26 protein-coding genes are annotated in these 23,843 nt (G+C 72.7%); 12 read left to right on the top strand and 14 right to left on the bottom strand.

The window, feature by feature from the left end:
• Positions 1-188: 188 nt before the first annotated feature.
• The 3 genes from Dsi01nite_RS36475 (at position 189) to Dsi01nite_RS36465 (ending at position 2,899) form a co-directional block, all read left to right on the top strand.
• Entirely contained in the window at positions 189-980 is a 792-nt protein-coding gene (locus tag Dsi01nite_RS36475; protein WP_203850927.1) for an alpha/beta hydrolase-fold protein, read from the top strand.
• 141 nt (positions 981-1,121) lie between these two features.
• Positions 1,122-2,102 (top strand): hypothetical protein, encoded by a 981-nt coding sequence (locus Dsi01nite_RS36470; RefSeq protein WP_203850926.1) that lies wholly within the window; start codon positions 1,122-1,124, stop codon positions 2,100-2,102.
• A gap of 2 nt (positions 2,103-2,104) precedes the next feature.
• Complete coding sequence (locus Dsi01nite_RS36465) at positions 2,105-2,899, top strand: inositol monophosphatase family protein (protein WP_203850925.1); 795 nt, start codon at positions 2,105-2,107, stop codon at positions 2,897-2,899.
• A 72-nt stretch (positions 2,900-2,971) separates the two neighbouring features.
• Here Dsi01nite_RS36465 and Dsi01nite_RS36460 read toward each other — a convergent pair whose 3' ends face one another.
• Positions 2,972-5,146, bottom strand: coding sequence for an MMPL family transporter (locus Dsi01nite_RS36460; RefSeq protein ID WP_203850924.1), 2,175 nt, complete (start codon positions 5,144-5,146; stop codon positions 2,972-2,974).
• A 144-nt stretch (positions 5,147-5,290) separates the two neighbouring features.
• Between Dsi01nite_RS36460 and Dsi01nite_RS36455 the strand changes: the two genes are divergently transcribed.
• The 4 genes from Dsi01nite_RS36455 (at position 5,291) to Dsi01nite_RS36440 (ending at position 8,272) form a co-directional block, all read left to right on the top strand.
• The gene (locus Dsi01nite_RS36455; RefSeq protein WP_239136425.1) at positions 5,291-6,469 is read left to right on the top strand and encodes a sensor histidine kinase; all 1,179 of its coding nucleotides are present in this window, start codon (positions 5,291-5,293) and stop codon (positions 6,467-6,469) included.
• A gap of 61 nt (positions 6,470-6,530) precedes the next feature.
• Positions 6,531-7,214: a response regulator gene (locus Dsi01nite_RS36450; protein WP_203850922.1), complete on the top strand. Its 684-nt coding sequence runs from the start codon at positions 6,531-6,533 to the stop codon at positions 7,212-7,214.
• 153 nt (positions 7,215-7,367) lie between these two features.
• Positions 7,368-7,862 (top strand): hypothetical protein, encoded by a 495-nt coding sequence (locus Dsi01nite_RS36445; protein WP_203850921.1) that lies wholly within the window; start codon positions 7,368-7,370, stop codon positions 7,860-7,862.
• 119 nt (positions 7,863-7,981) lie between these two features.
• The gene (locus tag Dsi01nite_RS36440) at positions 7,982-8,272 is read left to right on the top strand and encodes a DUF4287 domain-containing protein (RefSeq protein ID WP_203850920.1); all 291 of its coding nucleotides are present in this window, start codon (positions 7,982-7,984) and stop codon (positions 8,270-8,272) included.
• Between the two features lie 50 nt (positions 8,273-8,322).
• Here Dsi01nite_RS36440 and Dsi01nite_RS36435 read toward each other — a convergent pair whose 3' ends face one another.
• The 8 genes from Dsi01nite_RS36435 to Dsi01nite_RS36400 all read right to left on the bottom strand — a co-directional run bounded on the left by Dsi01nite_RS36435 (position 8,323) and on the right by Dsi01nite_RS36400 (position 15,278).
• Complete coding sequence (locus Dsi01nite_RS36435) at positions 8,323-9,183, bottom strand: hypothetical protein (protein WP_203850919.1); 861 nt, start codon at positions 9,181-9,183, stop codon at positions 8,323-8,325.
• Positions 9,180-9,320 carry a hypothetical protein gene (locus Dsi01nite_RS36430; RefSeq protein ID WP_203850918.1) on the bottom strand — a complete coding sequence of 47 codons (141 nt, stop codon included), beginning with the start codon at positions 9,318-9,320 and terminating at the stop codon, positions 9,180-9,182. The genes Dsi01nite_RS36435 and Dsi01nite_RS36430 overlap by 4 nt, the downstream gene beginning before the upstream one ends.
• A gap of 150 nt (positions 9,321-9,470) precedes the next feature.
• The gene (locus Dsi01nite_RS36425; RefSeq protein ID WP_203850917.1) at positions 9,471-10,838 is read right to left on the bottom strand and encodes an NtaA/DmoA family FMN-dependent monooxygenase; all 1,368 of its coding nucleotides are present in this window, start codon (positions 10,836-10,838) and stop codon (positions 9,471-9,473) included.
• A 1-nt stretch (position 10,839) separates the two neighbouring features.
• A complete protein-coding gene (locus Dsi01nite_RS36420; protein ID WP_203850916.1) occupies positions 10,840-12,039 on the bottom strand; it encodes an LLM class flavin-dependent oxidoreductase in 1,200 nt (399 codons plus the stop codon).
• Positions 12,036-12,722, bottom strand: coding sequence for a GNAT family N-acetyltransferase (locus Dsi01nite_RS36415; RefSeq protein ID WP_239136424.1), 687 nt, complete (start codon positions 12,720-12,722; stop codon positions 12,036-12,038). The genes Dsi01nite_RS36420 and Dsi01nite_RS36415 overlap by 4 nt, the downstream gene beginning before the upstream one ends.
• On the bottom strand, positions 12,712-13,935 hold the full coding sequence (locus Dsi01nite_RS36410) for an LLM class flavin-dependent oxidoreductase (protein WP_203850915.1): 1,224 nt from the start codon (positions 13,933-13,935) through the stop codon (positions 12,712-12,714). Before Dsi01nite_RS36410 ends, Dsi01nite_RS36415 begins: the two co-directional genes overlap by 11 nt.
• A 10-nt stretch (positions 13,936-13,945) precedes the next feature.
• On the bottom strand, positions 13,946-15,043 hold the full coding sequence (locus Dsi01nite_RS36405; RefSeq protein ID WP_203850914.1) for an FAD-dependent oxidoreductase: 1,098 nt from the start codon (positions 15,041-15,043) through the stop codon (positions 13,946-13,948).
• 46 nt (positions 15,044-15,089) lie between these two features.
• On the bottom strand, positions 15,090-15,278 hold the full coding sequence (locus tag Dsi01nite_RS36400) for a hypothetical protein (RefSeq protein WP_203850913.1): 189 nt from the start codon (positions 15,276-15,278) through the stop codon (positions 15,090-15,092).
• A 238-nt stretch (positions 15,279-15,516) separates the two neighbouring features.
• Between Dsi01nite_RS36400 and Dsi01nite_RS36395 the strand changes: the two genes are divergently transcribed.
• Both Dsi01nite_RS36395 and Dsi01nite_RS36390 read left to right on the top strand, forming a co-directional pair.
• On the top strand, positions 15,517-16,356 hold the full coding sequence (locus tag Dsi01nite_RS36395; protein WP_203850912.1) for an enoyl-CoA hydratase/isomerase family protein: 840 nt from the start codon (positions 15,517-15,519) through the stop codon (positions 16,354-16,356).
• Between the two features lie 20 nt (positions 16,357-16,376).
• Positions 16,377-17,279: a serine hydrolase domain-containing protein gene (locus Dsi01nite_RS36390; RefSeq protein ID WP_203850911.1), complete on the top strand. Its 903-nt coding sequence runs from the start codon at positions 16,377-16,379 to the stop codon at positions 17,277-17,279.
• Here Dsi01nite_RS36390 and Dsi01nite_RS36385 read toward each other — a convergent pair.
• A complete protein-coding gene (locus Dsi01nite_RS36385; RefSeq protein WP_203850910.1) occupies positions 17,272-18,006 on the bottom strand; it encodes a DUF8817 family protein in 735 nt (244 codons plus the stop codon). The genes Dsi01nite_RS36390 and Dsi01nite_RS36385 overlap by 8 nt on opposite strands.
• Positions 18,007-18,108: 102 nt before the next feature.
• Between Dsi01nite_RS36385 and Dsi01nite_RS36380 the strand changes: the two genes are divergently transcribed.
• Positions 18,109-20,199 carry an MMPL family transporter gene (locus tag Dsi01nite_RS36380; protein WP_239136423.1) on the top strand — a complete coding sequence of 697 codons (2,091 nt, stop codon included), beginning with the start codon at positions 18,109-18,111 and terminating at the stop codon, positions 20,197-20,199.
• 13 nt (positions 20,200-20,212) lie between these two features.
• Here the strand turns inward: Dsi01nite_RS36380 and Dsi01nite_RS36375 are convergent, their stop codons facing one another.
• Entirely contained in the window at positions 20,213-20,638 is a 426-nt protein-coding gene (locus tag Dsi01nite_RS36375; RefSeq protein WP_203850909.1) for a nucleoside deaminase, read from the bottom strand.
• On the bottom strand, positions 20,638-21,552 hold the full coding sequence (locus tag Dsi01nite_RS36370; protein WP_203850908.1) for a PhzF family phenazine biosynthesis protein: 915 nt from the start codon (positions 21,550-21,552) through the stop codon (positions 20,638-20,640). Before Dsi01nite_RS36370 ends, Dsi01nite_RS36375 begins: the two co-directional genes overlap by 1 nt.
• Positions 21,553-21,645: 93 nt before the next feature.
• Here Dsi01nite_RS36370 and Dsi01nite_RS36365 point away from each other — a divergent pair, with 93 nt between their 5' ends.
• Both Dsi01nite_RS36365 and Dsi01nite_RS36360 read left to right on the top strand, forming a co-directional pair.
• The gene (locus tag Dsi01nite_RS36365; RefSeq protein ID WP_203850907.1) at positions 21,646-22,104 is read left to right on the top strand and encodes an Lrp/AsnC family transcriptional regulator; all 459 of its coding nucleotides are present in this window, start codon (positions 21,646-21,648) and stop codon (positions 22,102-22,104) included.
• Positions 22,105-22,177: 73 nt separating this feature from the next.
• Positions 22,178-22,822: a nitroreductase family protein gene (locus Dsi01nite_RS36360; RefSeq protein WP_203850906.1), complete on the top strand. Its 645-nt coding sequence runs from the start codon at positions 22,178-22,180 to the stop codon at positions 22,820-22,822.
• Between the two features lie 21 nt (positions 22,823-22,843).
• Here the strand turns inward: Dsi01nite_RS36360 and Dsi01nite_RS36355 are convergent, their stop codons facing one another.
• Both Dsi01nite_RS36355 and Dsi01nite_RS36350 read right to left on the bottom strand, forming a co-directional pair.
• A complete protein-coding gene (locus Dsi01nite_RS36355) occupies positions 22,844-23,206 on the bottom strand; it encodes a DUF2203 domain-containing protein (protein ID WP_203850905.1) in 363 nt (120 codons plus the stop codon).
• Positions 23,207-23,293: 87 nt separating this feature from the next.
• The gene (locus tag Dsi01nite_RS36350) at positions 23,294-23,803 is read right to left on the bottom strand and encodes a universal stress protein (protein ID WP_203850904.1); all 510 of its coding nucleotides are present in this window, start codon (positions 23,801-23,803) and stop codon (positions 23,294-23,296) included.
• Between the last annotated feature and the right edge of the window lie 40 nt (positions 23,804-23,843).

Genomic DNA, 23,843 nt, shown 5'->3' with positions numbered 1-23,843 from the left:
CCGCCCCGCGGTGCGGCTCGGCGCCGTCGACGCCGAACGGCTCGCCGCCGCCCACCGGCGCGCGACGGACGGGACCGGGCCCGAGGCGTGGCGGCGCGAATACGGCCCGGCGGTCCACGAAGCCCTGGACGTGCTCGCCGCGATCCTGCGGCACCGCTCGCTCGTTGCATAGCCGAGGTGGTTTTCGGATGCGGCGACGGTACGTGCTGACCGGCGCCGCAGGTATCGTCGCGGCGGCGGCGATCGGCGGTGCCCAACTGGCGGACCGGCGCGACGCCGACGTGACCGTGCCGGACGCGGCCCTCGGCGACGAACGCCTCGAGCAGCGCCGCTCCGACGCCCGGGGCCGCACCGTCGACTTCTACACCTGCGTGCCCGCCGGCCACGGCGACGGCCGCGGGCTGCCCGTGTGCCTGGTCCTGCACGGCGGCTCGAAGACCGCCCGCGACTTCCCCGCCCTCGGCCTCGGCCGGCACCTGACCGCCGCCGTCACCGCCGGCGCGGCGCCGTTCGTCCTGGCCGGCGCGACCGGCGACCGCCTCGCGTGGCGCCCGTCCGGCGCCGACGACCCACAGCGGATGGCGCACGAGGAGATCCCGCGGTGGTGCGCGGAGCGCGGCTTCGACACCTCGCGCGTCGCGGTGTGGGGCTGGTCGATGGGCGGCGCCGGCGCGCTGCTGCTCGCCGAGACGTTTCCCGGCTTCGTGCTCCGGGTCGCGGCGTTCTCCCCCGCGGTCTCCGCCGGCGACGACGTCTTCACCGGCGCCGACCGGCTCCGCGGCACCCCGGTCGGGCTGTGGTGCGGCCGCGACGACCCGCTGTACCGCGCCGTCCGCTCGCTGCACCACCGCCTTCCCGAGGCGCCGGTCGCGGGTGGGTACACCGGTGGACGCCACAACTTCGGCTACTGGAGCACGGTCGTCCCGGCCGCGTTCGCCTTCATCGCCGCCGGCTGGTGGAGCCTTCGCGGGTTGGTATGACCTTCGCGGGTTGGTAGGGACAGCCACACCCCTGCGGCGGGGGATGGCGGGACGCCGTATCCGGGGGTCGACGGCATCGTGCCGGGGCACCCCGGATTGGGATCGTGGGCGCATCATCAGCCCTCGAATGTGGAGACCATCATGACCGGTCCGCAGCCCCTCCGTTGGCACCGCCCGCTGCTGTGGTTCGCGGCGGCAATGGGCCTGCTCACCATCGTCGCCGCCGTCGGCGTGTTCGTGGACGACCGGCTCGTTGTGGGCAGCCCGGCCTGGCTCAAGCCGTTCAAGTTCGCCGTCTCGATGGGGGTGTACGCCCTGACCCTCGCCTGGCTCCTCCGCGCCGCCCGGCGAGCCCCGCGCACCGGCTGGTGGGCGGGCACCGTCGTCGCGCTCGCCGCGACCGTCGAGATGTGCCTCATCGTGCTGCAGGGAGTCCGCGGCGAACCCAGCCACTTCAACAACTCCACCCCCTTCGACGAGGCGATCTGGTCACTGATGGGCAACATGGTCGTGGTCCTGTGGACGGCCAGCCTCGTGGTCGCGATCGTCGTCGCCGTCCAACGCGGCGGCGACCCGGTGCTCAAGTCCGCCGCCCGGCTCGGCTTCACGCTGTCCCTGGCCGGCATGCTGGTCGCGTTCCTCATGACCACCCCGACCAGCGAGCAGGACGCCGCCCTCGACCGGGGCGAGACGGTCGGCATGATCGGCGCACACAGCGTCGGCGTCGCCGACGGCGGCCCGACGATGCCGGTGACCGGCTGGTCGACCACCGGCGGCGACCTGCGCATCCCCCACTTCGTCGGCATCCATGCCCTGCAGGCACTGCCGCTGCTCGCCCTGCTCCTGGCCGGCGCCGCCCGCCGCTGGCCGACCGGTCCGTTCGGCTCCCAGCGGGCGGCACGGGGTCTCGTGCGTGCTGCCGCGCTCGGGTACGCCGGCCTGATCGCCCTCCTGACCTGGCAGGCGCTGCGCGGCCAACCGCTGCTCGAACCGGACGCCCGGACGCTGCTGGCGGCGGGCATCCTCGCGGTGACGGTGCTGTGCGCCACCGGCATCGCCGTCCGCCTCCGCGACCGGACGCCGATCGCCGCGGAGCCCGCACCGGCTCCGGCTATCGTCTGACGGTGACGAACGACGACCTCGAACTGGCCATCGCCGCCGCCGAAGCCGGCGCGGCGGTGGTCCGTTCGCATTTCGGAACCCACCTGGACCGCTACTCGAAGGGCGGCGGCGACTTCGCGACCGTCGCCGACATCGAGGCGGAGCGGGCGATCCTCGACGTGCTGCGAACCGCCCGCCCCGGCGACGCCGTCCACGGCGAGGAGAGCGGCCGCACCGGCAGCGCGGACCGCACCTGGCTGGTCGACCCGCTGTGCGGCACGCTCAACTACGCGGCTGGCGCCATGCTCGTCAGCGTCAACGTGGCACTGCGGACGCCCACGGGCACCGCCGTGGCCGTGTCGGTCGACCCCTTCGCCCGTGAGGTGTTCTGGACCTCGGACGGCCCCGCCCACCTGCGCGCCAACGGCAACGACACCGTGCTCGTCCCGACACCGCAGTCGACCCTCGTCGACGTGAACCTCGACCCGCCGTTTCCGAACGGTCCGGCCTTCCATCCGGCACGACTCCTCGCCGACCCGACCTTCGGCGAACGGTTCCGCCCCCGGGTCGTCTCGACCACCCTCGCGGTCGCGTGGGTCGCCGCCGGCCGCCGCGCCGCGTACGTCACCGACGGCAACCTGCGCGACAGCGTGCACTTCACCCCCGGGATCGCACTGTGCGAGGCCGCCGGCTGCGTCGTGACCGGCCTGCGGGGCCAACCGGTGCACACCGGAGCCGGCGGCCTCGTCGTCGCCGCGGACCAACAGACCCACGCCGCCCTCATCGAACTCATCGAGCGCCAGTTCACCGCTGTCTAGCAGCCCTCAGTCGCTGTCCAGCAGCCCTCAGTCGCTGTCTAGCGCCCCCAGTCGCTGTCTAGCAGCCCTCAATCATCGAGCGGCGGTTCCCGCGCTGACCAGCTCGCCGCTGGGCTGCTCGGGCTCGGCGGCCCGCAGCTTCTCGCCCTCGACGTCGATGTCCGGCAGGAGCCGGTCGAGCCACCGCGGCAACGTCCACGCACGCCGGCCGAGCAGCGTCATCACCGCGGGCACGAGGGTCATCCGCACCACGAACGCGTCGAAGAGGATCGCCGCGGCGAGCGCGAACCCGATCGACTTGATGATCGCCTCCGGCGACAGGATGAAGCCCGAGAACACACTGATCATGATGATCGCGGCGGCGGTGACGACGCGGGCGCCGTGGCTGAAGCCGTTCACCACGGCCTGCTCCGGCGGGGCGCCGTGCACGTGCTCCTCGCGCATCCGGCTGACGAGGAACACTTCGTAGTCCATCGCGAGGCCGAACACGATGCCGATGAGCATGACCGGCAACAGGCTGACGATCGGACCCGTCTGCTCGACGCCGAAGAGCCCCGCGAGCCAGCCCCACTGGAACACCGCGACGACCGCGCCGAACGTGGCCGCGACGCTCAGCAGGAACCCGCCGATCGCCTTCAACGGCACCAGGACCGAGCGGAGCAGCAGCATCAGCAGCAGGAACGCGAGCACCACGATCACCGCGAGATACGGCCCGAGCGCCGAGCCCATCTTCGCCGACACGTCGATGTTGACGGCCGTGGTGCCGGTGACGGACAGCGCTGCCCCGTCCGCCGCCGGCAGCGCCCGGATCGCGTGCACCAGGTCGGTGGTCTGCCCACTGTCCGGCGCACCGGCCGGGACCACCTGCAGGATCGCCGTGTCGCCGGCGGGGTTGAAGGCCGGCGGGCTGACCGCGACGACCCCGGGCAGCGCCGTGATCCGCCCGGCCGCCCCGGTTGCGGCGCCCTTCGGGTCCGGGTTGCCCGCGGCGTCGACGACGACGAGCAGCGGGCCGTTGAAGCCCGGCCCGAAGCCCTCGGTGAGCAGGTCATACGCCTTGCGCTGCGTGGTCTGCGGTCCGGCCACGTTGTCGCCGGGCAGGCCGAGGCGCATGTCCAGGGCGGGGATCGCGACCAACCCGAGGCCCAGGACGGTGACGGCCAGGGTCAGCACCGGCCGGCGGGTGACCAGCAACGCCCAGCGCCGCCCCATCGTGCCCTTGGCGCCGGTCCGGACCTTGCGCCCGCCCGTGACCCGCCGGCCCGCGAAGCCGAGCAGTGCCGGCAGCAGGGTGAGCGCGATCAGGACCGCGACGACGACGGCTCCCGCGGCGGCCAGGCCCATCTGGGTCAGCATCGGGATGTTGACGACCACGAGCGCCGCGAGGGCGATCACCACCGTCAGACCGGCGAACGTGACCGCGGACCCGGCCGTGCCCACGGCCCGCCCGGCCGCCTCGACGTCGGATCGGCCGGCGTTGAGCTCGTGCCGGTATCGGGACACGATGAACAACGCGTAGTCGATGGCGACGGCGATGCCGAGCATCAGCGCGAGGGTCGGTGTGGTGCTGCTGAGGTCGACGAAGCCCGTGACGATCTGGATGCCTGCCATCGCGGCGACGACGCCGAGCAGGGCGGTCAGCAGCGGCAGGCCGGCCGACACCAGCGACCCGAGGGTCACCAGCAGCACCAGCGCGGCGATGAGCAGGCCGATCGCCTCGCCGACGCCCTGCTCCGCCGGTGCCTGCAGCGCATCACCGCCGATCTCGACGGTCAGGCCCGCGTCCCGGCCGGTGGCGGCCGAGGCGAGCAGCGCCTCACGGTCCGCGTCGGTGAGGGCGATCGGATCCACCCGGTAGATCACCTGCGCGTATCCGACGGTGCCGGCCTCGTTGACGGCACCCTGCAACGGGTCGGTGACGTTCGCGACCTGCCCGCCGGTGCGCAGTGCCGCGACGGTCCGCCCGATCGCGGCCGCATTGTCGGGGTCGGTGAGCCGCTCCCCTGCGGGCGCGGCGAAGACCACCCTGGCCTGCGCGCCGCCGGCGCCGGCCTGCGGGAAGCGCTGCGCGAGCAGGTCCTGGGCCTCCTGCGCCTGTGTGCCCGGAATGGTGAAGCTGCCGGCGGTCGGCCCGGACAGCGTGGCCGCGCCGACGCCGAGGACCGCGATCAGCGCCAGCCACAGCGCGAGGACAAGCTTCCGTCGGCGGAAGCTCAGCTTGCCGAGCCGGTACAGGTAGGAGCTCATGCGTCCACGGTCCCGGTTGGCGGGTGGGAAAGCGTCGTCCAGCCGCAGACACCGCCGTACCATGACCGTGGTATTCGCGGCGGCGTCCAGTACTACCGGTAGACGACGCCCCGGCACCCGCGGCCCGCGTACGGTGCAAAGGTGATGGACAGCAGCGACAGCGCCCTGACCCGGGTGTGGAGACGAGCGGCGGGCAAACCCCTGCTGCTCGACATCCTGCTTGCCCTGGTGCTGGCGTTCGCGGTGCTGCGCGAGGCCGTGGACGCGCGGGCGACCGTCGGCGACGTGCTGGTCGCGGGAGTGGCGTTCGTCGCGGTGCTCATCCGCCGGATGGGCCCGCTCGCCGCGCTCGGCATCGCCACCGTCGCCACCGTCGGCGCGATTCTGAAAGGGGTCAGCAATCCGGGGCTGATCGTGGCGCTCGGCGTCATCACCTACTCGATCGCCGCGCACACCGACCGCCGCAAGGGCTGGACCTGCGCGCTCGCCGCGTCGTCCATCGTGTATCTGACGGGTCTGATCGTCGCCACCGAGGACTGGTGGCGGGGCGAGACCCTGGGCGTCTTCGCGTGGATCTTCATGGCGGCGGCGGTCGGCGACGCCGCGCGCACGCACCGCGCCTACGTCGCCGAGGTCGAGGAGCGCGCCCACCGGGCGGAGCAGACCCGGGAGGAGGAGGCACGGCGGCGCGTCATGGACGAGCGGCTGCGCATCGCCAGGGAGCTGCACGACGTGGTCGCACACCACATCGCGGTCATCAGCGTGCAGGCAGGTGCCGCCGCGCACATCCTGCAGCGCCGCCCCGACCAGGTCGGCCCGGTGCTCAACCACATCCGGGAAGCATCAGACACGGTGCTCAAGGAGATCCAGTCGGTGGTCGGGGTGCTGCGAAGCGCCGATGAGCACGAGAGCACCGAGCCGACCCCTGGCCTCGCCCGGCTGCCCGATCTCCTGGCGACGCTGGCGACGACCGGGTTCCCGGTGCAGCACCAACAGGTCGGCGAGGCTCGGGAGCTGCCCGCCATGGTGGACCTCGCCGCGTACCGCATCGTGCAGGAAGCCCTGACCAACGCCCACCGCTACGGCGACGGTTCCGCCCGGCTGGACATCTCGTACACCCCTGGTGACATCGAGCTCGAGGTCAGCAACCGGATGAGGACCACCACGGCGACGGGCTCCGGTTATGGCCTGCTCGGCATGCGCGAGCGGGCCAGCGCCGCCGGTGGGAGCGTGACCGCGGGGCCGGCCGACTCGCACGTGTTCCGGGTGCATGCGGTGCTGCCCGCGGATCCGCCGGTGCGCCTTCCGGCGGAGCCCGTATGACCACCCGGGCGCACACGCCGCCGCCCACCGACGCGCTCGGACTCCTCCGCGTGGGGTCCGTATGACGATTCGGGTGCTGCTGGCCGACGACCAGGCGCTGATTCGGGCCGGCTTCAAGATGATCATTGACTCGGAGCCGGACTTCGAGGTGGTGGCCGAGGCCGGTGATGGGCGGGAGGCGCTCGACCTTGCCCGCACCGCCCGCGCTGACGTGATCCTCATGGACATCCGCATGCCCCGGATGGACGGGCTGGAGGCGACCCGGCGCATCGGGGCCGACGACAACCTTGCCGGGGTGCGGGTCCTCGTGCTCACCACGTTCGAGACCGATGACAACGTGGTCCTGGCCCTGCAGGCGGGTGCCAGCGGCTTCCTCGGCAAGGGGGTCGCGCCCGCGGATCTGCTCCACGCGATCAGGGTCGTCGCGGGTGGCGAGTCGCTGCTGTCGCCGAAGGCGACCCGTGGCCTGGTGAGCCGGTTCCTCACCAGCCTGCGCCCCGGTGCCGAAAACCTGGTGACGGCCCTGGACCTGCTGACCGAGCGGGAGCGCGAGGTCCTGGTCCTCGTTGCGCACGGACTGTCCAACGACGACATCGCCGAGCGGCTGTTCGTGTCGCCGCTGACCGCGAAGACCCACGTCAACCGGGCGATGACCAAACTCAACGTGCGGGACCGCGCACAGCTCGTGGTCATCGCGTATCAGAGCGGGCTGGTCCGCCAGGGTGACCAGCTCCCAGAACCGTAGCGGTGCTGTCGTTGAGCCGATGTCCGCGTGCCCGTTCGGTCAACGCGTCCGGACCGTGCCTGCGTTCGCATCCGCCGACATCGGCGGTGTGGAACGCGCCGCCGGTGTGACAGCGTCCATGGCTGTCAATGCTTGCGGCTGCGAGGGGCGCGGATGACTGACTGGGTGGCAGTGACCTCCACATCGATCACCGGGGCGGGGCTCGTCTTCGCCGGCTGGCAACTCATGATCATGAACCGGGCGGCGCGCATGGACCGCAAGGTCGCCCTGGACGGCGTCGTCGCCTCCTGGCGGGCCGTCGAGGCACCTCGTGAGGCGCAGCCGGACGGCAACGGCGTCTGGCTGTACGAGTTCCAGGTGCACAACCCGGGCCGGCTGCCGATCGACAGCGTCAAGATCGACTGGCGGTTTCCCTGCGAGGTGCGGCGGCGCCGGTCCGGACACCTCGGGAAGGCCACGAAGCACCTGGAGCTGACCACTCCGGTCGTTCCCGGCGGAGGTCACCGGCGCTGGGAGCGCCGGCTGGTCATGAACTTCGCCGAGGCGGAGGCCTGCCTGCAGGACACGTTCGCGGAGGTCCACTTCGACGACGTCGCCGGGCGGAGTCGCACCAACCGCTGGCCCCGGCGCAGACCCGTCGCCGCGTAGCCGGACGCCCTGGCGAAAAAACTCAAGAAAAGTTCGGCGGGGTTGTCGAAGCGGGGGTGGGTCGTTCGACGCGTCAGTGAAAGGCGCGATGGACGCGCCGGTGGCGGAAGGATTCGGACATGTCGTTCCAGGCGTACCTCGACAACATCGAGACCAAGACCGGCAAGACCCCGCGGGAGCTGCTGGCGATCGCCGCTGAGCGGGGGCTGGACGGTCCCGCGGTCAAGGCCGGCGCGATCGTGGACTGGCTGAAGGCGGACTTCGATCTCGGGCGCGGTCACGCCATGGCGCTCGTGCACGTCATCAAGCACGGCCCGAAGATCCCGGGCAAGCACGTCGGCACCGCCGGCACGCACCGCGACGACAGCGACATGCTCTGGCTGGACGGCAGGGCGAACCGCCCCGCGTGACGGCCGCGGCGCCACCAGAAGAACCACTGAACGAACCACCGATACCAGGCTCACCACCCGATCCGGGTGAGGGCCAGCGCCACGAAGCCGCGCAGCGCCCGCCGCTCCCAGCCGGGGACGTCGGCGGGCAGCGGCCGGTCGTGGTCGGCCGCGACGGCGAGCATCGTCAGCGCCGGTTCGGGCGTGGCCTCGCCGTGCCGGTACGCCACGGCGATCGCCGCCGTCAGCGCGACCTGCTCGTCGGGTGCGGCCAGCAGCGCCTCGAGCCGCCGGTCGATGCGCGGATCGGCGGCCAGCAGGTGGGCCAGGGTCAGGTTGGCACTCGCTGCGGCCGGCCCACCGGACACCGCGAGCAACGCCTCCACCGCCCCGGGCGCGGGCGGGAACCAGGCCAGCAACGCCGCGGAACGGGCCGCCACCGCCGGATCCGGGTCACCCACCCAGCCGGCGACGGTCGCGGCGTCGGCGGCCAGGGCCCGGTACGCGTCCCGCGCCCACCGGTGCGGCGCCGACAGGTCCCAGTAGACGTCGCCCACGGGCTCGTCGTCCCAGCCCTCGTCGAGGAACCGGTTCAACAGCAGCAGCTGCGAGTCGGTGATGGCGGACGCCGACGGGTAGGCGGCGTCGGCGTCGAAGGGCAGCGCGTCGTCCCGGTGGTCGCCGATGCCCAACGTCGCCAGCATGCGCACCAGCGCCGCCCGGTCCGGGGTGGCCGGGTCATCGACGAGCGCCACGAGGAACGGAATCACGACGGCGGTGGCCTGCCAGCGGGTGCCCTGGTGGTACAGGTGGCCGAACAGTTCCGCGTACGCAGGCGAGGGCGACGGTCCCGCCAGGGCACGCAACAGCTCCGGCACGTGGCCCGAGGTGCCGTGGCAGCCGTACACGGCGTCCCAGTCGACGTCGCTCACGCGGTGACCTGGCGGCCGTTCTCGAAGCGTTCGAAGTCGGCGCCCCGGGCCGGCGCCGCGCGACGCCGCTGCCGCAACCATCCATCGACGAGCACGGCGAGGATGATGGGGACGAGGATGATGATCGCGGCTTTCACGGCGTCATCATCACGGTGGAAGGCGGACGGCTGTCAAGGATGCGGCACCGCGCGGCCACCACGGCAGCCCCGCCGGCACGGCAGCGCCGCCTGACAAACCCGGAAGAGCCGAAAGGCCCGGCCTCAGGCGGCGCCGCTCGACGTGGCGAACTACGCGGCGGTCAGCGAGGAACGGTCGGTGTACGCGGGGATGCCCAGGTTGTCCCGCAGGGTCGTGCCGTCGTAGTCGGTGCGCAACGAACCGCGCTCCTGCAGCAGCGGCACCACCTTGTCGACGAACTCGTCCAGGCCCGTCGGCGTCAGGTGCGACCCGATGATGAACCCGTCCGAGCCGTCGTTCTGCACGAACGCGTCCAGCCGGTCGGCGACCTGCGTGGGCGTCCCCACGAACTCGGTGTGCCCGAACACGTGCACCGCCAGTTGCCGCAGCGAGAAGCCGTTCGAGGCAGCAAGAGCCCGCCACTTCGACACGGTGTCGAGGGCGTCCTGGTGGATGCGGGCCCGGCCCTGGATCACGAGCGGCCCGGTGGGGTCCGGGTCCACGTCGGGCAGCGGGCCGTCCGGGTCGTAGCCGGACAGGTCGCGGTTCCACACGGTCTCGAGCAGGATCTGCGCGCCGCGCCCGCTGATCTGCGCCAGGGCGATCTCGCGGTGCCGTTCGACCGCGTCGGCCTCGGAGTCGCCGAGGACGAACGCGGCGCCGGGCAGGACCTTCGTCGATCCGGCGGGGCGGCCGTGGCGGGCGGAGCGTTCCTGGATGTCGCGGTAGAACGGCTGCGCCTCGGCGAGGGTGTGGAACGGGGAGAAGATCGCGTCGGGGCCGCCACCGGCGGCGAACTCGCGGCCCTCGGCGGAGACGCCGGCCTGCAGGATGACCGGGTGGCCCTGCGGGCTGCGGGGCACCGTGAACCGGCCGCTGATGTCGAACTGCTTGCCGCTGAAGGCGAACTCGCCCGCGTCCGGCCGGCGCAGGAACTGCCCCGAGCCGGTGTCGGCGAGGACGTCGTCGGCGGACCAGGAGTCCCACAGCCGCCGGGCGACCGCGAGGAACTCCTCGGCCCTGGTGTAGCGGTCCTCGCGCTTGAGGAAGCCGCCGCGGCGGAAGTTGCCGCCGGTGAAGGCGTCCGACGAGGTGACGATGTTCCAGCCGGCCCGGCCGCCGGACAGGTGGTCGACGGTCGCCAGCTGCCGGGCGAGCTCGTAGGGCTCGTTGAAGGTGGCGTTCACGGTGGCGATCAGCCCGAGGTGCGAGGTGACCGCGGCCAGCGCGGTGAGCACGGTGATGTTGTCCGGGCGGCCGATGACGTCCTGGTCGAAGATCTGGCCGAGCCGCTCGCGCAGCGCCAGCCCCTCGGCGAGGAAGAAGAAGTCGAACTTCCCCCGCTCGGCGGTCTGGGCGGCGTGCTGGAACGACGCGAACTCGATCTGGCTGCCGGCGGCCGGGTCCGACCACACGGTCTGGTGGTTGACGCCCCCGAGGTAGGCGCCGAGGATGATCTGCTTCCTGGGTCTGGTCATCTCAAGCGTCCGTTCCGACGGAAATGGACTGGTAGCGGCTGGTGGGACGGTCCAGACCAAGCTGGCCGCGCAGTGTGGTGGCCGGGTAGCGGTCGCGGAACAGGCCGCGCCGCCGCAGCAAAGGCACGAGCTGGTCGGTGACGGCGGTCAGGTCATAGGGCAGGACCCCGGGTCGCAGCCGCACCCCGTCGTAGCCCAGTTGGTGCAGCTCCTCGATGTGGTCGGCGAGGGCTTCCGCGGTACCGGCGAGAATGCGGGCGTCGGAGAACAGTTCAGCACCGTCGAGCTCGTCGAGGTGCTCCTTCCGAGCCGAAGCGGAAGCGGCGTCGGCGCCGAGGAACACCACCAGATCGGCGTAGACCTGCAGCGCCGCGCCGGCGGCCTCCTGCCGGACCTCGGCCAGGATGGCGGCCGCGCCGGCCGGGTCGTGCGGGGTGACGAAGACGACGTCGGCCTGCCGCGCGGCCAGCCGGTAGGGCACGGTGGAGTGCGCGAGGACGGTGACCACCGGCTGGCCCTGGGGCGGGCGGGGCGTGATCGACGGTCCCCGCACCGAGAACCAGCGGCCCTCGAAGTCGATGCGGTGCAGCTTGTCCCGGTCGACGAACCGGTCCGTCGCCCGGTCGCGGATCTCGGCGCCGTCCTCCCAGCTGTCCCACAGCCGGCGGACCACCTCGATGTAGTCGGCCGCCTCGTCGAACCGCTCGGCGATGAACCGCTCGACCTCCGGCGTGGCCAGGGTCTCGAAGCTCAATGCCGGAGGCGACGGGCGCCGGCCGAACAGCGCCGCCTCGCCGCCGAGCCCGCCGACCCGCACCTGCACGCCGGCCCGGCCGGTGCTGATGTAGTCGAGCGTGGCGATGTTCTTCGACGTGTGGAACGGCTCGGTGTGGGTCGTGCTCACCGCCGGGATGATGCCGATGTGTGCGGAGCCCGGCGCGATGCGGGCCGCGATGAGGGCCGCGTCCAGCCGGCCGCGGACCTGGTCGGTGCGGCTGTCGGCGGCGAAGTGGTCCGCGGACTGGATGGTGAACGAGTCGTCGATGGTCACGAAGTCCAGCAGCCCGCGTTGTGCCTCGGCGAGCAGGTCGGTCCAGTAGGCCGCGGTGAACAGGTCGTGCGGCCGCGCGGCGGGGCTGCGCCAGGCCGCCGGGTGCCAGCCGGCGCCGTCCAGCGCGACGGCCACATGGAGTTGGGTCACTGTGGGTTCCTTCCGGGGCTGCGCAGCGCCGAGAACAGCACGGCGCGGCGGATCTCGAAGCCGAGCGCCTGGTAGAGCCGGATGGCGGTGGTGTTGTCGCGTCCGGTGTGCAGGAACGGGGTCTCACCACGCGAGCAAATGTTGTGGGCGACCGCGCGGATCAGGGTCGTGGCCAGGCCCTGCCCGCGGTACGCGGCGTCGGTGCACACCGCGCTGATCTCGGTCCAGCCGGGCGGGTGCAGGCGCTCGCCGGCCATCGCGACGAGCGCGCCGCCGCGGCGCACGCCGAGGTAGGTGCCCAGTTCGTAGGTCTTCGGCTTGAACGGTCCGGGCTGGGTGCGGGCCACCAGGTCGAGCATCTCCGGCGCGTCGGCGGTGCCGAGGGTCACCACCTCGTCGGACGGCTCGGTCCGCAGCGCGTCGGTGGCGACCATCTGGACACCGTTGATCTGCAGCTCGATCCGCCAGTCGGCGGGGACGGCGGGGAGGTCGGCGGAGAGGAAGGCGAGCCCGCCCGGCCCGACCAGCGCTCCCAGGTCGGTCCAGGCCTGCGCGTCCGGTACCGGAGCCACCGCCATGATGGGCGAGACGTCGTCGGGGTAGCGCAGCGCCTGCCCGGTGCCCTGGGCGAAGCGCGCGTGCGGCCCGGTGAGAGACGCCCACGCCGCGTGATCAAGCACCACGGCGGTTCCACTCCTGCGCCAGCAGCTCGTAGGAGCGGACCCGGTCGGCGTGCTCGTGGGTGATGGTGGTGACGGCCAGCTCGTGCGCGCCGGTGGCGTCCCGCAGCTGTTCGAGCCTGTCGGCGACCGTCTGGGGCGAGCCGACGAGCTGCGTGTCGATGCGGTCCTGGACGAGCTCGCGGTCCGCCGCGGTCCACTCGTGCGCGGCAGCCTCCTTCGGGGTGGGGAACGGGATCGCGCCCGAACCGCCGCGGATGCTGCGCACCCACAGGCCGTAGCCGGAGGCGAGCTCGGCCGCGTGCTCGTCGGTGTCGCCGACGACGACGTCCGCCGACACGGAGATGTGCGGCGCGGCCAGGTCTTCGGACGGGCGGAACGCGGCCCGGTACGCGTCGACCGCGTCGATGACGGTGCTCGGGCTGTGGTGGTAGCTGGCGGCGAACCTGAGGCCCTTCTCGCCGGCGACGGTGGCGCTGGAGCCGCCGGACGCGCCGAGGATCCAGACCTGCACCGCGGCGCCCTCGCCGGGGTAGGTGTGCACCTCGACGCCGCCGGGCGACACGTACGTGCCGGCGAGGAAGGCGAGAATGTCGCTGACCTGCGTGTCGTAGTCGGGGGTGTACGCGCCGGGCTGCTGCAGCAGGTCCAGCAGGGTGGCGAACTTGGTGGCGGAGTTGGCCAGCAGCTGGCTGAAGTCGTACTGCTTGGGCAGCAGCAGCCCGTTGTCGGCACGCTGCTCGACGGTGTGCGCGCCGCCGCCGCGGTTCGCCACGTACGCGGAGACGGCGGCCGTGTGCTGGTCGGCGCCGGGGGCGGGCTTCGGCTGGTTGGCGGCAGCCGGATTCGGCTGGTTGGCGGCAGCCGGCTTCTGGCGCCCGATCGAGCGGCCGAGGCCGAGGTCCAGCCGGCCCGGGTACACCGCGTCGAGCAGGCCGAACTCCTCGACGGTGGCGAGGGCCTGGCGGTGCCCGAGCTGGACGCCGGCCGAGCCGAGCCGGATGGTGCTGGTGGCGCCGGCGACGAGCGCGATGGACACGGCCGGGGACACGCCGAGCACGCCGGGGTTCAGGTGGTGCTCGGCGAACCAGTACCGCTGGTATCCGAGGCGTTCGGCCTGCCGCGCCAGGTCGATCGCGTTGCGGACGGCGTCGCCGGTGCCGGCGCCGCTGCTGCGTGGAATGAGGTCCAGGACGGCCAAGGGGGTTGTGCTCATGAAGGTCCTCTCATCGGTGGAACGCGAAGCGGGGGTCCGGCCGGGTGCCGTCCAGGGCGAGGTCGGCGAGGACCCGGCCGATCGCCGGCACGAACTTGAAGCCGTGCCCGGAGAATCCCGTGGCCACGACGACCGGGCCGTGCCGGTCCAGCACGAAGTTCGAATCGGGAGTGGTGGTGTACGTGCAGCTGATCGGCGTGCACACATCGGCGTCGACGCCCGGCAGCCACCTGCGGGTGTACTCACGCAGGGCGGCCAGCTGCGCGGGCTCCGGGGTGAAGTCGCGGTGGTCGGGGTCGACCTCGGGGCCGACGCCGTGGAAGCCGACCTTGATGCCCTCCCCCGGCGTGGCCAGGCCGTAGATCCCGCCGTAGAAGACGCCCTCGTCGGCGAAGCGGTGACCGAAGCTCGGCCAGTCGTCCTCCGGTACACGGGCGGCGAAGTGCGCGGGCTGTTCCTGGGTGACCCGCAGCGGCGGCAGCGGCACCAGCCCGCCGACGAGCTTGGCGGCCCAGGCGTTGACCGCGGCCACGACCCGGCGGGCACGGTAGCTGCCGGCGTCGGTGTGCACGAGGACCGTTTCGTCGCCGAGGACCTCGATCGCCGTCACCGGCGTCGAGTGCCGCACCTGTGCGCCCTCCTTCGCGGCGGCGGCCTGCAGGGCGGCGACGGCATGGTCGGCGTGCAGCCGCCCGCTGTCGGGGTGGAACAGCGCGCGGGTGTCGAACCGGATGCCGGGCCACCGTTCGGCGGCCTCCACCGGGGTGAGCCAGCTGTGCGGCACCCCGGCGGCGGCCAGCCCGTCGGCGAGGTCCCGCAGGAACGGGTGGCCGCCGTGGTCGACGCCGCCGGTGACGGTCAGCAGCCGCGCGCCGGTCACGTCCTCGAGCTCCCGCCAGAGCCGCCGGGCCTCCCGGGCGAGTCCGATGTGGACGGTGTCGGGGTAGGACAGCCGGAAGATGCGCGACGCGCCGTGCGACGCGCCGTTGGTGTGGCCGGCCTCGTACTGCTCCAGCAGCGCCACCCGCACGCCCCGGCGGGCGAGCTGCCAGGCGGCGGCGGAGCCCATCGCCCCGCCACCGACCACCACGACGTCGAACTGTGTCATCGCCTCAACCCAGGATCCGTGCGGCGCCGTAGCCGCTGGTCAACACCTAACCGGCGGCGAAGCGGCCGGGAGAGAACTGGGCGAGGCCGGGGTCGGCGTCGCCGAGGAGCAGCCGGGCCAGATCGTCCGGGCTCAGGACGGTGTGGCCGATCCCGGCGGCGCTGAGGCCGTGCACACCGGTGCCGACGATGCCGATCTCGGCGCGCCCGCGCGCTGGGTTGGGGATGCCGTGCATCAATCGCGCGGCGGGAAGGGGGTGGTCATGTGATCTCCCTCGGCCGAGGCCCCGGGTGGTGCGGGCCGCCTGTTTACCGCACAGCCCAACGGTCTGACATCAGCAAACGATAAAGGTCCACAGCGCGAATGTCTACTAAACCCATAGGATTACCGTGCGTCCGAGGTCACAAGGGCATGGACAAACGGAGCAGTGCTCCATAATATCGGAGCACTGCTCCGATTCGAGAGGTGGTCCGATGACCGAGGAACTCCGCGAGTGGCAGGCCCGCACGGGCGGCTACGTGCCACGGCCCAGCTTCGAGGCGTACGCGGAGAAGTACGCGGACCACTTCGTCATGCAACGCCGCGACGGGATCATCGAGCTGCGGATGCACACCGACGGCGGGCCGGCGCAGTTCGGCTTCGCCACGCACAACGCCTGGGGCCAGGCCTGGCAGGAGATCGGCAACGACCCCGGCAACGAGGTCCTCATCCTCACCGGCACCGGTGAGCACTGGCTCGCCGCCGGCGCCGCGCGTGACACCGACGAGGCGACCAGGGAGCTCATGCGGCAGCCGTTCCCGAAGGACTTCGCCTACGAGCACACGTACTACGACGCGACCAAGCTGCTGGAGAACTTCGTCTTCGGCATCGACATCCCCACCATCGCGGCGATCAACGGCCCGAGCATCGCCCACACCGAGTTCGCGCTGCTATGCGACATCACCCTCGCCGCCGAGACCGCGACCATCATCGACCCGCACCTGCCGACCGGCGTGGCCCCCGGCGACGGCCAGCAGCTGACGCTGCAGGAGCTCATCGGGACCAAGCGGGCCGCGTACCACCTGTACACCGGCGAACCGATCACCGCGCACCTGGCGCTCGAACTCGGTCTGGTCAACGAGGTGCTGCCCGCCGAGCGGCTGCTGCCCCGCGCGTGGGAGCTCGCCGAGACCATCATGAAGAGCCCCCGAGCGGCCCGCCGGTTGACCCACGCGATCGTGCAACGGCCCTGGAAGCGCCGGCTGGTGCACGACCTCGGCTTCGGCGTCGCCCACGAGATGTTCGGCATCTCCGCCGACCGGCTCCTCGGGTAACCGGCTTGTACGATGCGCCGGTGGGCGACGAGCTGCTTGACGACTTCATCCGCGCCGATCGCGAGCGCGGCCTGGGGGTCTACGGGATCCACCTGCACCGCGAGGGCAGCCCGGCGGTCGAGCGGCGGGTCCGCTCCGACGACCGGGTCAACCTGTACTCGGTCTCCAAGACGTTCACCTCGGTCGCGCTCGGGCTCGCCGAGGCGGAGGGCCGGCTCACCCTCGAGGACCGCCTCCTCGACCACTTCCCCGAGCTGCGGTCCGTGGCCGCCGAAGGATTCGAGGGGGTGACGCTGCGGCAGCTGCTGACGATGAGCAGCGGCACCAGCCACGAGTGGTTCGCCGACCAGCGCGTCGACGCCGCCGACCTGCTCCACGAGATCGTCGCCGCACCGCTGGACGCGGCGCCCGGCAGCCGGTTCGCGTACACCGACTCGGGCCCGTATGCGATCGGCCGGGTCATCGCCAGGGTCACCGGCGCCGACCTGCGCTCCTACCTCCTGCCGCGGCTGTTCGCGCCGCTGGACCTGCACAACCCGGCCTGGCACGCGTGCCCGCTCGGGTTCCCGTTCGCGGCCAGCGACCTGTTCCTGCGCACCCACGAGCTGGCCCGCTTCGCCCAGCTGCTGCTGCAGGAGGGCGAGTGGGACGGCCGCCGGCTCGTCCCCGCCGACTACGTGCGGCGGCTGACCGCCGACCCGGCCGACACCAGCGCCATCACCGAGGGCGAACGGTTCACCCACGGCTACGGCCTGGGCGTCTGGCTCGACCGGTCCCCCATGTTTCGGATGGACGGCCGCTACGGCCAGTACGCCGTCATCTGCCCCCAGCTGCGGGCCACGGTGACCGTGACCGCGCACTCCGACCGCGAGGTCGAGCTGCTCGACGCGATCCACGAACTGGTCGTGGACCGCCTCACGTGAGCCACGGCGCGAGCAGGGTGGGGTCGGCGACGGCCGACTCGACCTGGCGGCGCTCCTCCTCGGTGAGCGTGACACCGCCGAGCCGGGCGCCCCACTCCGCGACCCGGTCCGGTTCGTCGAGGGCGGTCGACAGCTCGATCAGCACGGCGAGGGCGGTGGCCCGCTCCACCGCGGACGCGGTGTCGCCGTGGCGGCGCAGGCCCGAGTTCAGCGCCCGGAAGGCGGCCAGGTCGTCGTGCTTGAACTCGCGCAGGATCCGCGCGTTGTCCAGGACCCGGGCGAGGCCCGTGAGCTTCTTGTCGCCGCCGTATTCGAGCTCCATCGGCTCGTCGCGCTGGATGAAGATGATCGAGTTGCCGGACGGGTCCATGACGGTGAACCGGGACGCGCCCGGCCGATACCTGGTGATCCTCGGCAGCCCCTTGGCCAGGACCTTGCCGTAGGTGCCGCGCATCGCCGCGGTGAACGCCGCGTGGTACGGCGCGACCGCGTCGACCATGACCAGGCAGCCACCGGTGTTCTCCTGCGCCGGGTCGACACCGGCGGCGGCGCGCGAGTAGTGCAGCTCGAAGCCGCTCCACCGCAGCGCCAGGTACAGATACGGCTTGCGCTGCTCGTACGTGACGGTGAAGCCCAGGGCACGCCAGAACGTCAGCGTCTCCTCCGGCGCGGTGCAGGGCAGCAGCGGCATCGTCGTCTCGTTGGGCTCGATCTGCGACTCAGTCACGTTCTACAGTGTAGAGGGTACTTCGCCCGTTGCGGGACCGGCGAAGTCGATGTTGGATGACGTCGGCAGCGGCCACGTCGGCGGCGGCCCGAGGAGGCTGCGGTGCTTGCATCGCTCGGCCGGTGGACCGCCAACCACCGGATGCTGGTCCTCGCCGGCTGGGTCGTGATCGCCCTCGCCGGCGCGGTGTTCGGAGGCTCCGTCTACGACCGGACCCAGTCGGTGGACAGCCTGCGGCCGGACGTGGAGTCCGCGGTGGCGCAGGCGCGCATCGACCGGCTCGCGCCGGAAGGCGAGCGCGTGGTGGCCGTGATCTCCGGCCGGGACTTCAACGCGACCGCGCTGGTCGGCGACGCCAGCCGGGTGATGTTCGAGATCCGGGCGATCCCGGGCGTCGCCACCGTCACCGACGCGTACACCGCCGGCTCCGGGCAGGTCTCGTCGGACAACCAGAGCTCGCTCGTCACCGTCGAGCTGAAGCCCGGGCTCAGCGACGACGAGGCCCTGGCCGTCGCCGACCGGGTGGCGGCCGCGCTGCACCGCATCGACGCGCCGCGGGTCCTGGTCGGCGGGGAGGTCCTCGCCGAGCGAACGTTCGGCGAGCAGGCCGTCAAGGACGCCGCCATCGGTGAGACCGTCGCGCTGGTGGTGCTCTGCGTGGTCCTCGCCGTCATCCTGGGTGGCCTGATCGCCGGCAGCCTGCCCCTGGTCACCGCCCTGGCGGCGGTCGCCGCGACGCTGCTGGCGCTGAACGGGCTCGCCGCGGCGATGCCGGTCAGCGAGTACGCGGTCAACGTCGTCACCCTGCTCGGCCTCGGGCTCGCGGTCGACTACAGCCTGCTGGTCCTGACCCGCTTCCGCGAGGAGCGGGCCGCGGACCGCAAGGCGGCGGTGCCCGACCTGCTCGCGCGGACCGTCGCGACCGCCGGCCGGGCCGTGCTCGTGTCCGGCCTCGCCGTCGGGGCGGCCCTCGCCGGGCTGTTCGCGTTCGCCGAACCGCTCCTCGCGGCGATGGCGCTGGGCGGCGCGCTGGTCGTCTGCCTCGCCACGATCGCCGGTTTGACGTTGGTACCGGCGCTGATCGCCGTCGCCCACGCGCGCATTCCCGCCCCCCGGAACACCAAGAGCAACACCAGGCGTACGAGTGGGATGTTGGCGCGGCTGGCCGCGTTCGCGCAGCGCCGGCCGGTCCTCGTGGCCCTCGGCGTCACCGCCGGCCTGGTCCTGCTGAGCCTGCCGCTGCTGCAGGTCACCCTGGCCAACTCAGACGCGCGGTCGTTGCCCACCGGCAGCGAGGAGCGCCTGGCCTACGAAGCCGTCGAACGCGACTTCGCCAAGTGGACCACGCAGCCGGTCACCGTGCTCATCGAGGCCGGCAAGGACGAGCCGCCGGCGCGTGACGTCCTCGCCCGGGTGCGCGAGCTGACCGGCGAGGCCGAGCTCGACCTGCGCTCCGACCTGCCGGCCGGGGTGACCGTCGTGGACCTGCGCCCGGCCGGGCCGGCCGACGGCGAACCGGCCCAACGCCTCGTGCGGCAGCTGCGGGCCCTGGACACCACCGTGCCGGTCCTGGTCGCCGGGCCCGCCGCGGAGCTGATCGACGCGAGGGAGTCGGTGGCGTCGCGGCTGCCGATCGCGGTCGCCGTCATCGTCGTCGCGACCGCGATCCTGCTCTTCGCGTTGACCGGCTCGGTCGTGGTGCCGGTGAAGGCGCTCTGCATGAACGTCCTCACCCTGCTGGCCACACTCGGCGTCCTCGTCGCGGTGTTCCAGTGGGGCTGGGGCTCGGCGCTGCTGGGCTTCGAGCCGTGGGGCGCGCTGGACCTCACCACGCCGCTGCTGCTGTTCGTGTTCATCTTCGGGCTGTCGATGGACTACGAGGTGTTCCTGCTGGCCCGGATCAAGGAGGAGTGGGACCGCCGGGGCGACGACCGGGCCGCGAACGACCAGGCCGTCCTCGCCGGCATCACCGCCACCGGCCCGGTCGTCACCACCGCGGCCCTGGCGATCGGCATCGTCTTCCTCGGCTTCGCCCTCGGCGACCTGATCGCGGTCAAGGAGATCGGCGTCGGCATGACCGTGGCCGTGCTGCTCGACGTCACCGTGGTGCGCGGCCTGCTCCTGCCCTCCGTCATGTCGCTGCTGGGTGCCGCGAACTGGTGGCGCCCCGGCCGCCGCCGCGTCAGCGGCTGACCGGGGCGCCCCGTCAGGTGTAGTAGCCGTCCACGGCCGCGCGGGCCTCGGCGTAGAGCAGCGGCCCCTCCTGCGGGACCGGGGCGAACCCACCGCCGGGCTTGAGCGCGCCGAGCTGCTCCCCCGACAGGGCGTAGACGACGCGGCCGAGGCCGGAGCGTTCGATGGCACCGGTGCACATCCCGCACGGCTGGCAGCTGGTGAACATCGTGGTGCCGGCCGCCACGTCGGCGGGCAGGTTGCGGGCCGCCCAGCGGGCCAGTTTGAGCTCCGGGTGGGCGCTGATGTCGCCGTCGGACAGCACGGTGTTGTGCTCCTCGGCGAGGACCCGGCCGTCGGGTCCGACGAGCATCGACCCGAACGGCGCCTCACCGGCCGCCCGGGCCAGGGTCGCGAGCTCGATCGCGCGGAGCAGGAACCGCTCCTCCTCGGGCGTCATCAGGCCTCCTCGGGCAGGGTCATGGTGCCGCGGGCGACGGTCAGGCCGGAGCCGCTCACCTGCACCCGGGCTCCGGTCACCGTCACGGTGATCCGGCTCGGCCGGCCCATCGAGTGCCCCTGCTCGACGATCACGGTCGCCGTGCCCGACGCCGCCGGCTCGACGACGCCGCCGGCGACCAGCTGCGCACCGAGCGGTCCCGCCGCCGTGCCCGTCGCCGGGTCCTCCGCGATCCCCATCGCCGGGTTGAAGAACCGGGCGTAGGCATCGGCGCTGCCGTCCACGGTTTCGCCGGTGTACAGGTAGCAGCCCTCGCCACCCACCTCCCGCAGTGCCGCGGTGAGCCGCGCGGCGTCGGGTGCGGCCCGGTCGACGGCGGCGCGGTCGCGGATCGGCACGAGCAGGTGACCCGCGCCGGTGTCCACCACCTGCGCCGGACGGTCGGCGACCAGGTCCTCTTCGCGCAGTCCGAGCGCGACGGCGAGTCCGGCCCGGTCGGTGACCACCGCGCCGAACACCGGCGGCGAGTGGTCCATCGTGACGGTGATCGCACCGTCGGGGTCGCGGCGCACGTGGACCGGCAGGACGTCCTCGCCGATGTGCTGGGTGAACGTGGTGTTGTCGCCGTCCAGCCGCAGCTCACCGGAGGAGGCCAGATACAGCCAGGCACCGAGCGCGTTGTGGCCCGCCCCGTACACCTCCTGTCCCGTCGGCGTGAACGACCGCAACCGCCGGGTCGCCGCCGCCGTCGTCGCCCGCTGCACGAACGTCGTCTCGGACTGGTTGAACTCACGGGCGACGGCCCGCATCTGCTGGTCGGACACGTGGTCCGCGTCGGGGACGAGGGTGAGCGGCGCCCCGGTGAGCGGGGTGGCGGCGAACACGTCGACGTAGACGAACTGGATCTCGGTCACGACTACGACGCTACGACCGGGGACGGCCGTGACGTAGCCCGTTCGTGCGGTATCCCGGGCGGGCCGCCGCAAAAGTTGCGGTAACCTGCCGCGATGACCGCACCCCCGCTGGACGAGGTGGACCGGCAGCTGCTCGCCGCGGTGCAGGAGGACGCCCGAGCGTCGCTGACCACCCTCGCCGCCGCGATCCACCTCGGCGTGTCCGCGACGCGGGCCCGGCTGAAGAGCCTGGAGGAGCGGGGCGTGATCACCGGCTACGCCGCCCGGGTCGACCCGGTCGCGTGCGGGCTGCCGCTGCGGGCCGTTGTGCGCATGAAGGTCCACGGCGCGCTGTACGACAAGGTCGCCGCGCTCCTGGCCCGCGAGCCGCAGATCGTGCGGTGCGTGCGGGTCACCGGCGAGGCCTGCTACGTCGTCGAGGTCCTCGCCGCCGACATGCCGGACCTGGCCCGGATCACCTCGGACCTGGCGCGGATCGGCTCCATCACCACCGACCTGGTCTACGAGGTCGTGACTGACCGCGCCGTCCCGTCGCTGTCGCCTTCCGCGTAGCGCTGGTTTGGCCGCCGCGGCACCGGGCAGGGACGCCGCGCGTAGTGTTTGGCTCGTCAGGAATGGGGTGCCCATGTCGACGCTGCCGCTGTCGCCCGACGAGCTGCTGACCACGACCCGGTCGGTCCGCAAACGTCTGGACCTGTCCCGTCCGGTGCCGATGGAGCTGATCCGGGAGTGCCTGGAGATCGCGCTGCAGGCGCCGTCGGGCTCCAACGCGCAGAGCTGGCACTGGATCGTGGTGACCGACCCCGAGCCGCGCCGGGCGATCGGCGAGGTGTACCGGCGCGCCTTCCGCACCTACGCGGAGGCCGGCGGCCCGAACTCGGCGCGGTACGCCGACAACCCGGCCCGCCAGGCGACCCAGCTCCGCGTCGGGGAGAGCGCCGCCTGGCTCGGCGAGCGCATGGGCGACGTGCCGGTGCTGGTCCTCGCCTGCCGCCGGGTCGCCAAACTCTCCGACGACAACCAGGCCGACGTGTGGGGCTCGCTGCTGCCGGCCGCGTGGAGCTACATGCTCGCCGCCCGCGCCCGCCGCCTCGGCACCGCGTGGACCACCCTGCACCTCGACTACGAGGCGGAGGTCGCCGAGCTGCTCGGCATCCCCGACGACGTCCGCCAGGGCGTGCTGATCCCGACCGCGTTCTACACCGGCGACACGTTCAAGCCCGCCCCACGCGAGCCCCTGGACTCCGTCCTGCACCTCGACCGCTGGTAGCGGCCACGGCGTCAGGGCAGGTCAGGGCAGGGGGCGACGGCCGGCGAAGCCGAGGTCGGCGCGGTGGAACCAGGCGAGGTCCTGGTCTCCCTCCAGCCAGCACAGCAGGACCGGCACGCCGTCGAAATCGGCCGGGAAGTCCAGCAGCAGCGGGGCCAGGCCCTTGAGCTGGATGCCGGGCTGCTGCACCTCGGTCACCAGCTCGTCGAGCCGGGCGGCGCTCGCCTTGTATTCGGGCAGCCCGCCGAGCGCGGTCGGCTCGCCGCCGGGGGTGAGCGAAGCGGCCAGTTCGGCCGTGTCCGCCCGGACGGTGACGAGCTCGTCGAGCAGCGGCCGCAGCCGGACGAGTTCCAGGCGCGCCGACGCCGGCGTGTACAGACCCATACCCGCCAGCGTGGCACCCCGCCCCACCGGGCGATCACTGAGGGTCCGGAGTGGTCGCGGCGCCGGCCGCGACGATGGGCTGAGGCGTCACGCCGCGACGGCGCGGTCCTCCTTGCTCTGGGCGCGGACCACGACCACCGGGCGGTCGGCCTTGTGGACGAGGGTGTCGGAGGTGCTGCCCAGCAGCAGTTCGCTGAGCTTGCGGTGGCCGTGCGCGCCGACCACGATGCCGGGGCTGTGCCGCTCCCGGGCGACGCGCATCAGGGTGTCGGCGACGGTCTCGTCATCGGCGATGGCCAGACCGCTGGACTCGACGAACCCGGCCTCCCGGGCGAGGTGCGCGCCGTGCTGGGCGGTGCGTTTGGCTGCCTCGTACAGCTCGGCGTCCGCGTCCATCGCGGTGCGCAGGTCCAGGACGGTCGGCGGCATCTCCAGGCCGATGAGGGGCATGGTGGTGGTCTCGAAGAGCCGGCCGGCCTCCCAGACCGTGACCACGAGCGCCGGCTGCCGCCCGAGCAGGGGCGCCGCGTCTCGCACCGCCCGTTGCGCGGCGGCGGAGCCGTCGTACCCGAAGATGACCGGTGCGTCCGTCGTCATCCGCGGCACGTACCCACGGATCCCGTGCGGACAGGGTGAG

Source organism: Dactylosporangium siamense, assembly GCF_016862795.1.
Lineage (GTDB): Bacteria > Actinomycetota > Actinomycetes > Mycobacteriales > Micromonosporaceae > Dactylosporangium > Dactylosporangium siamense.
The sequence above is the reverse complement of the archived record's forward strand: the minus strand, read 5'-3'. Positions and strand labels throughout refer to the sequence as shown.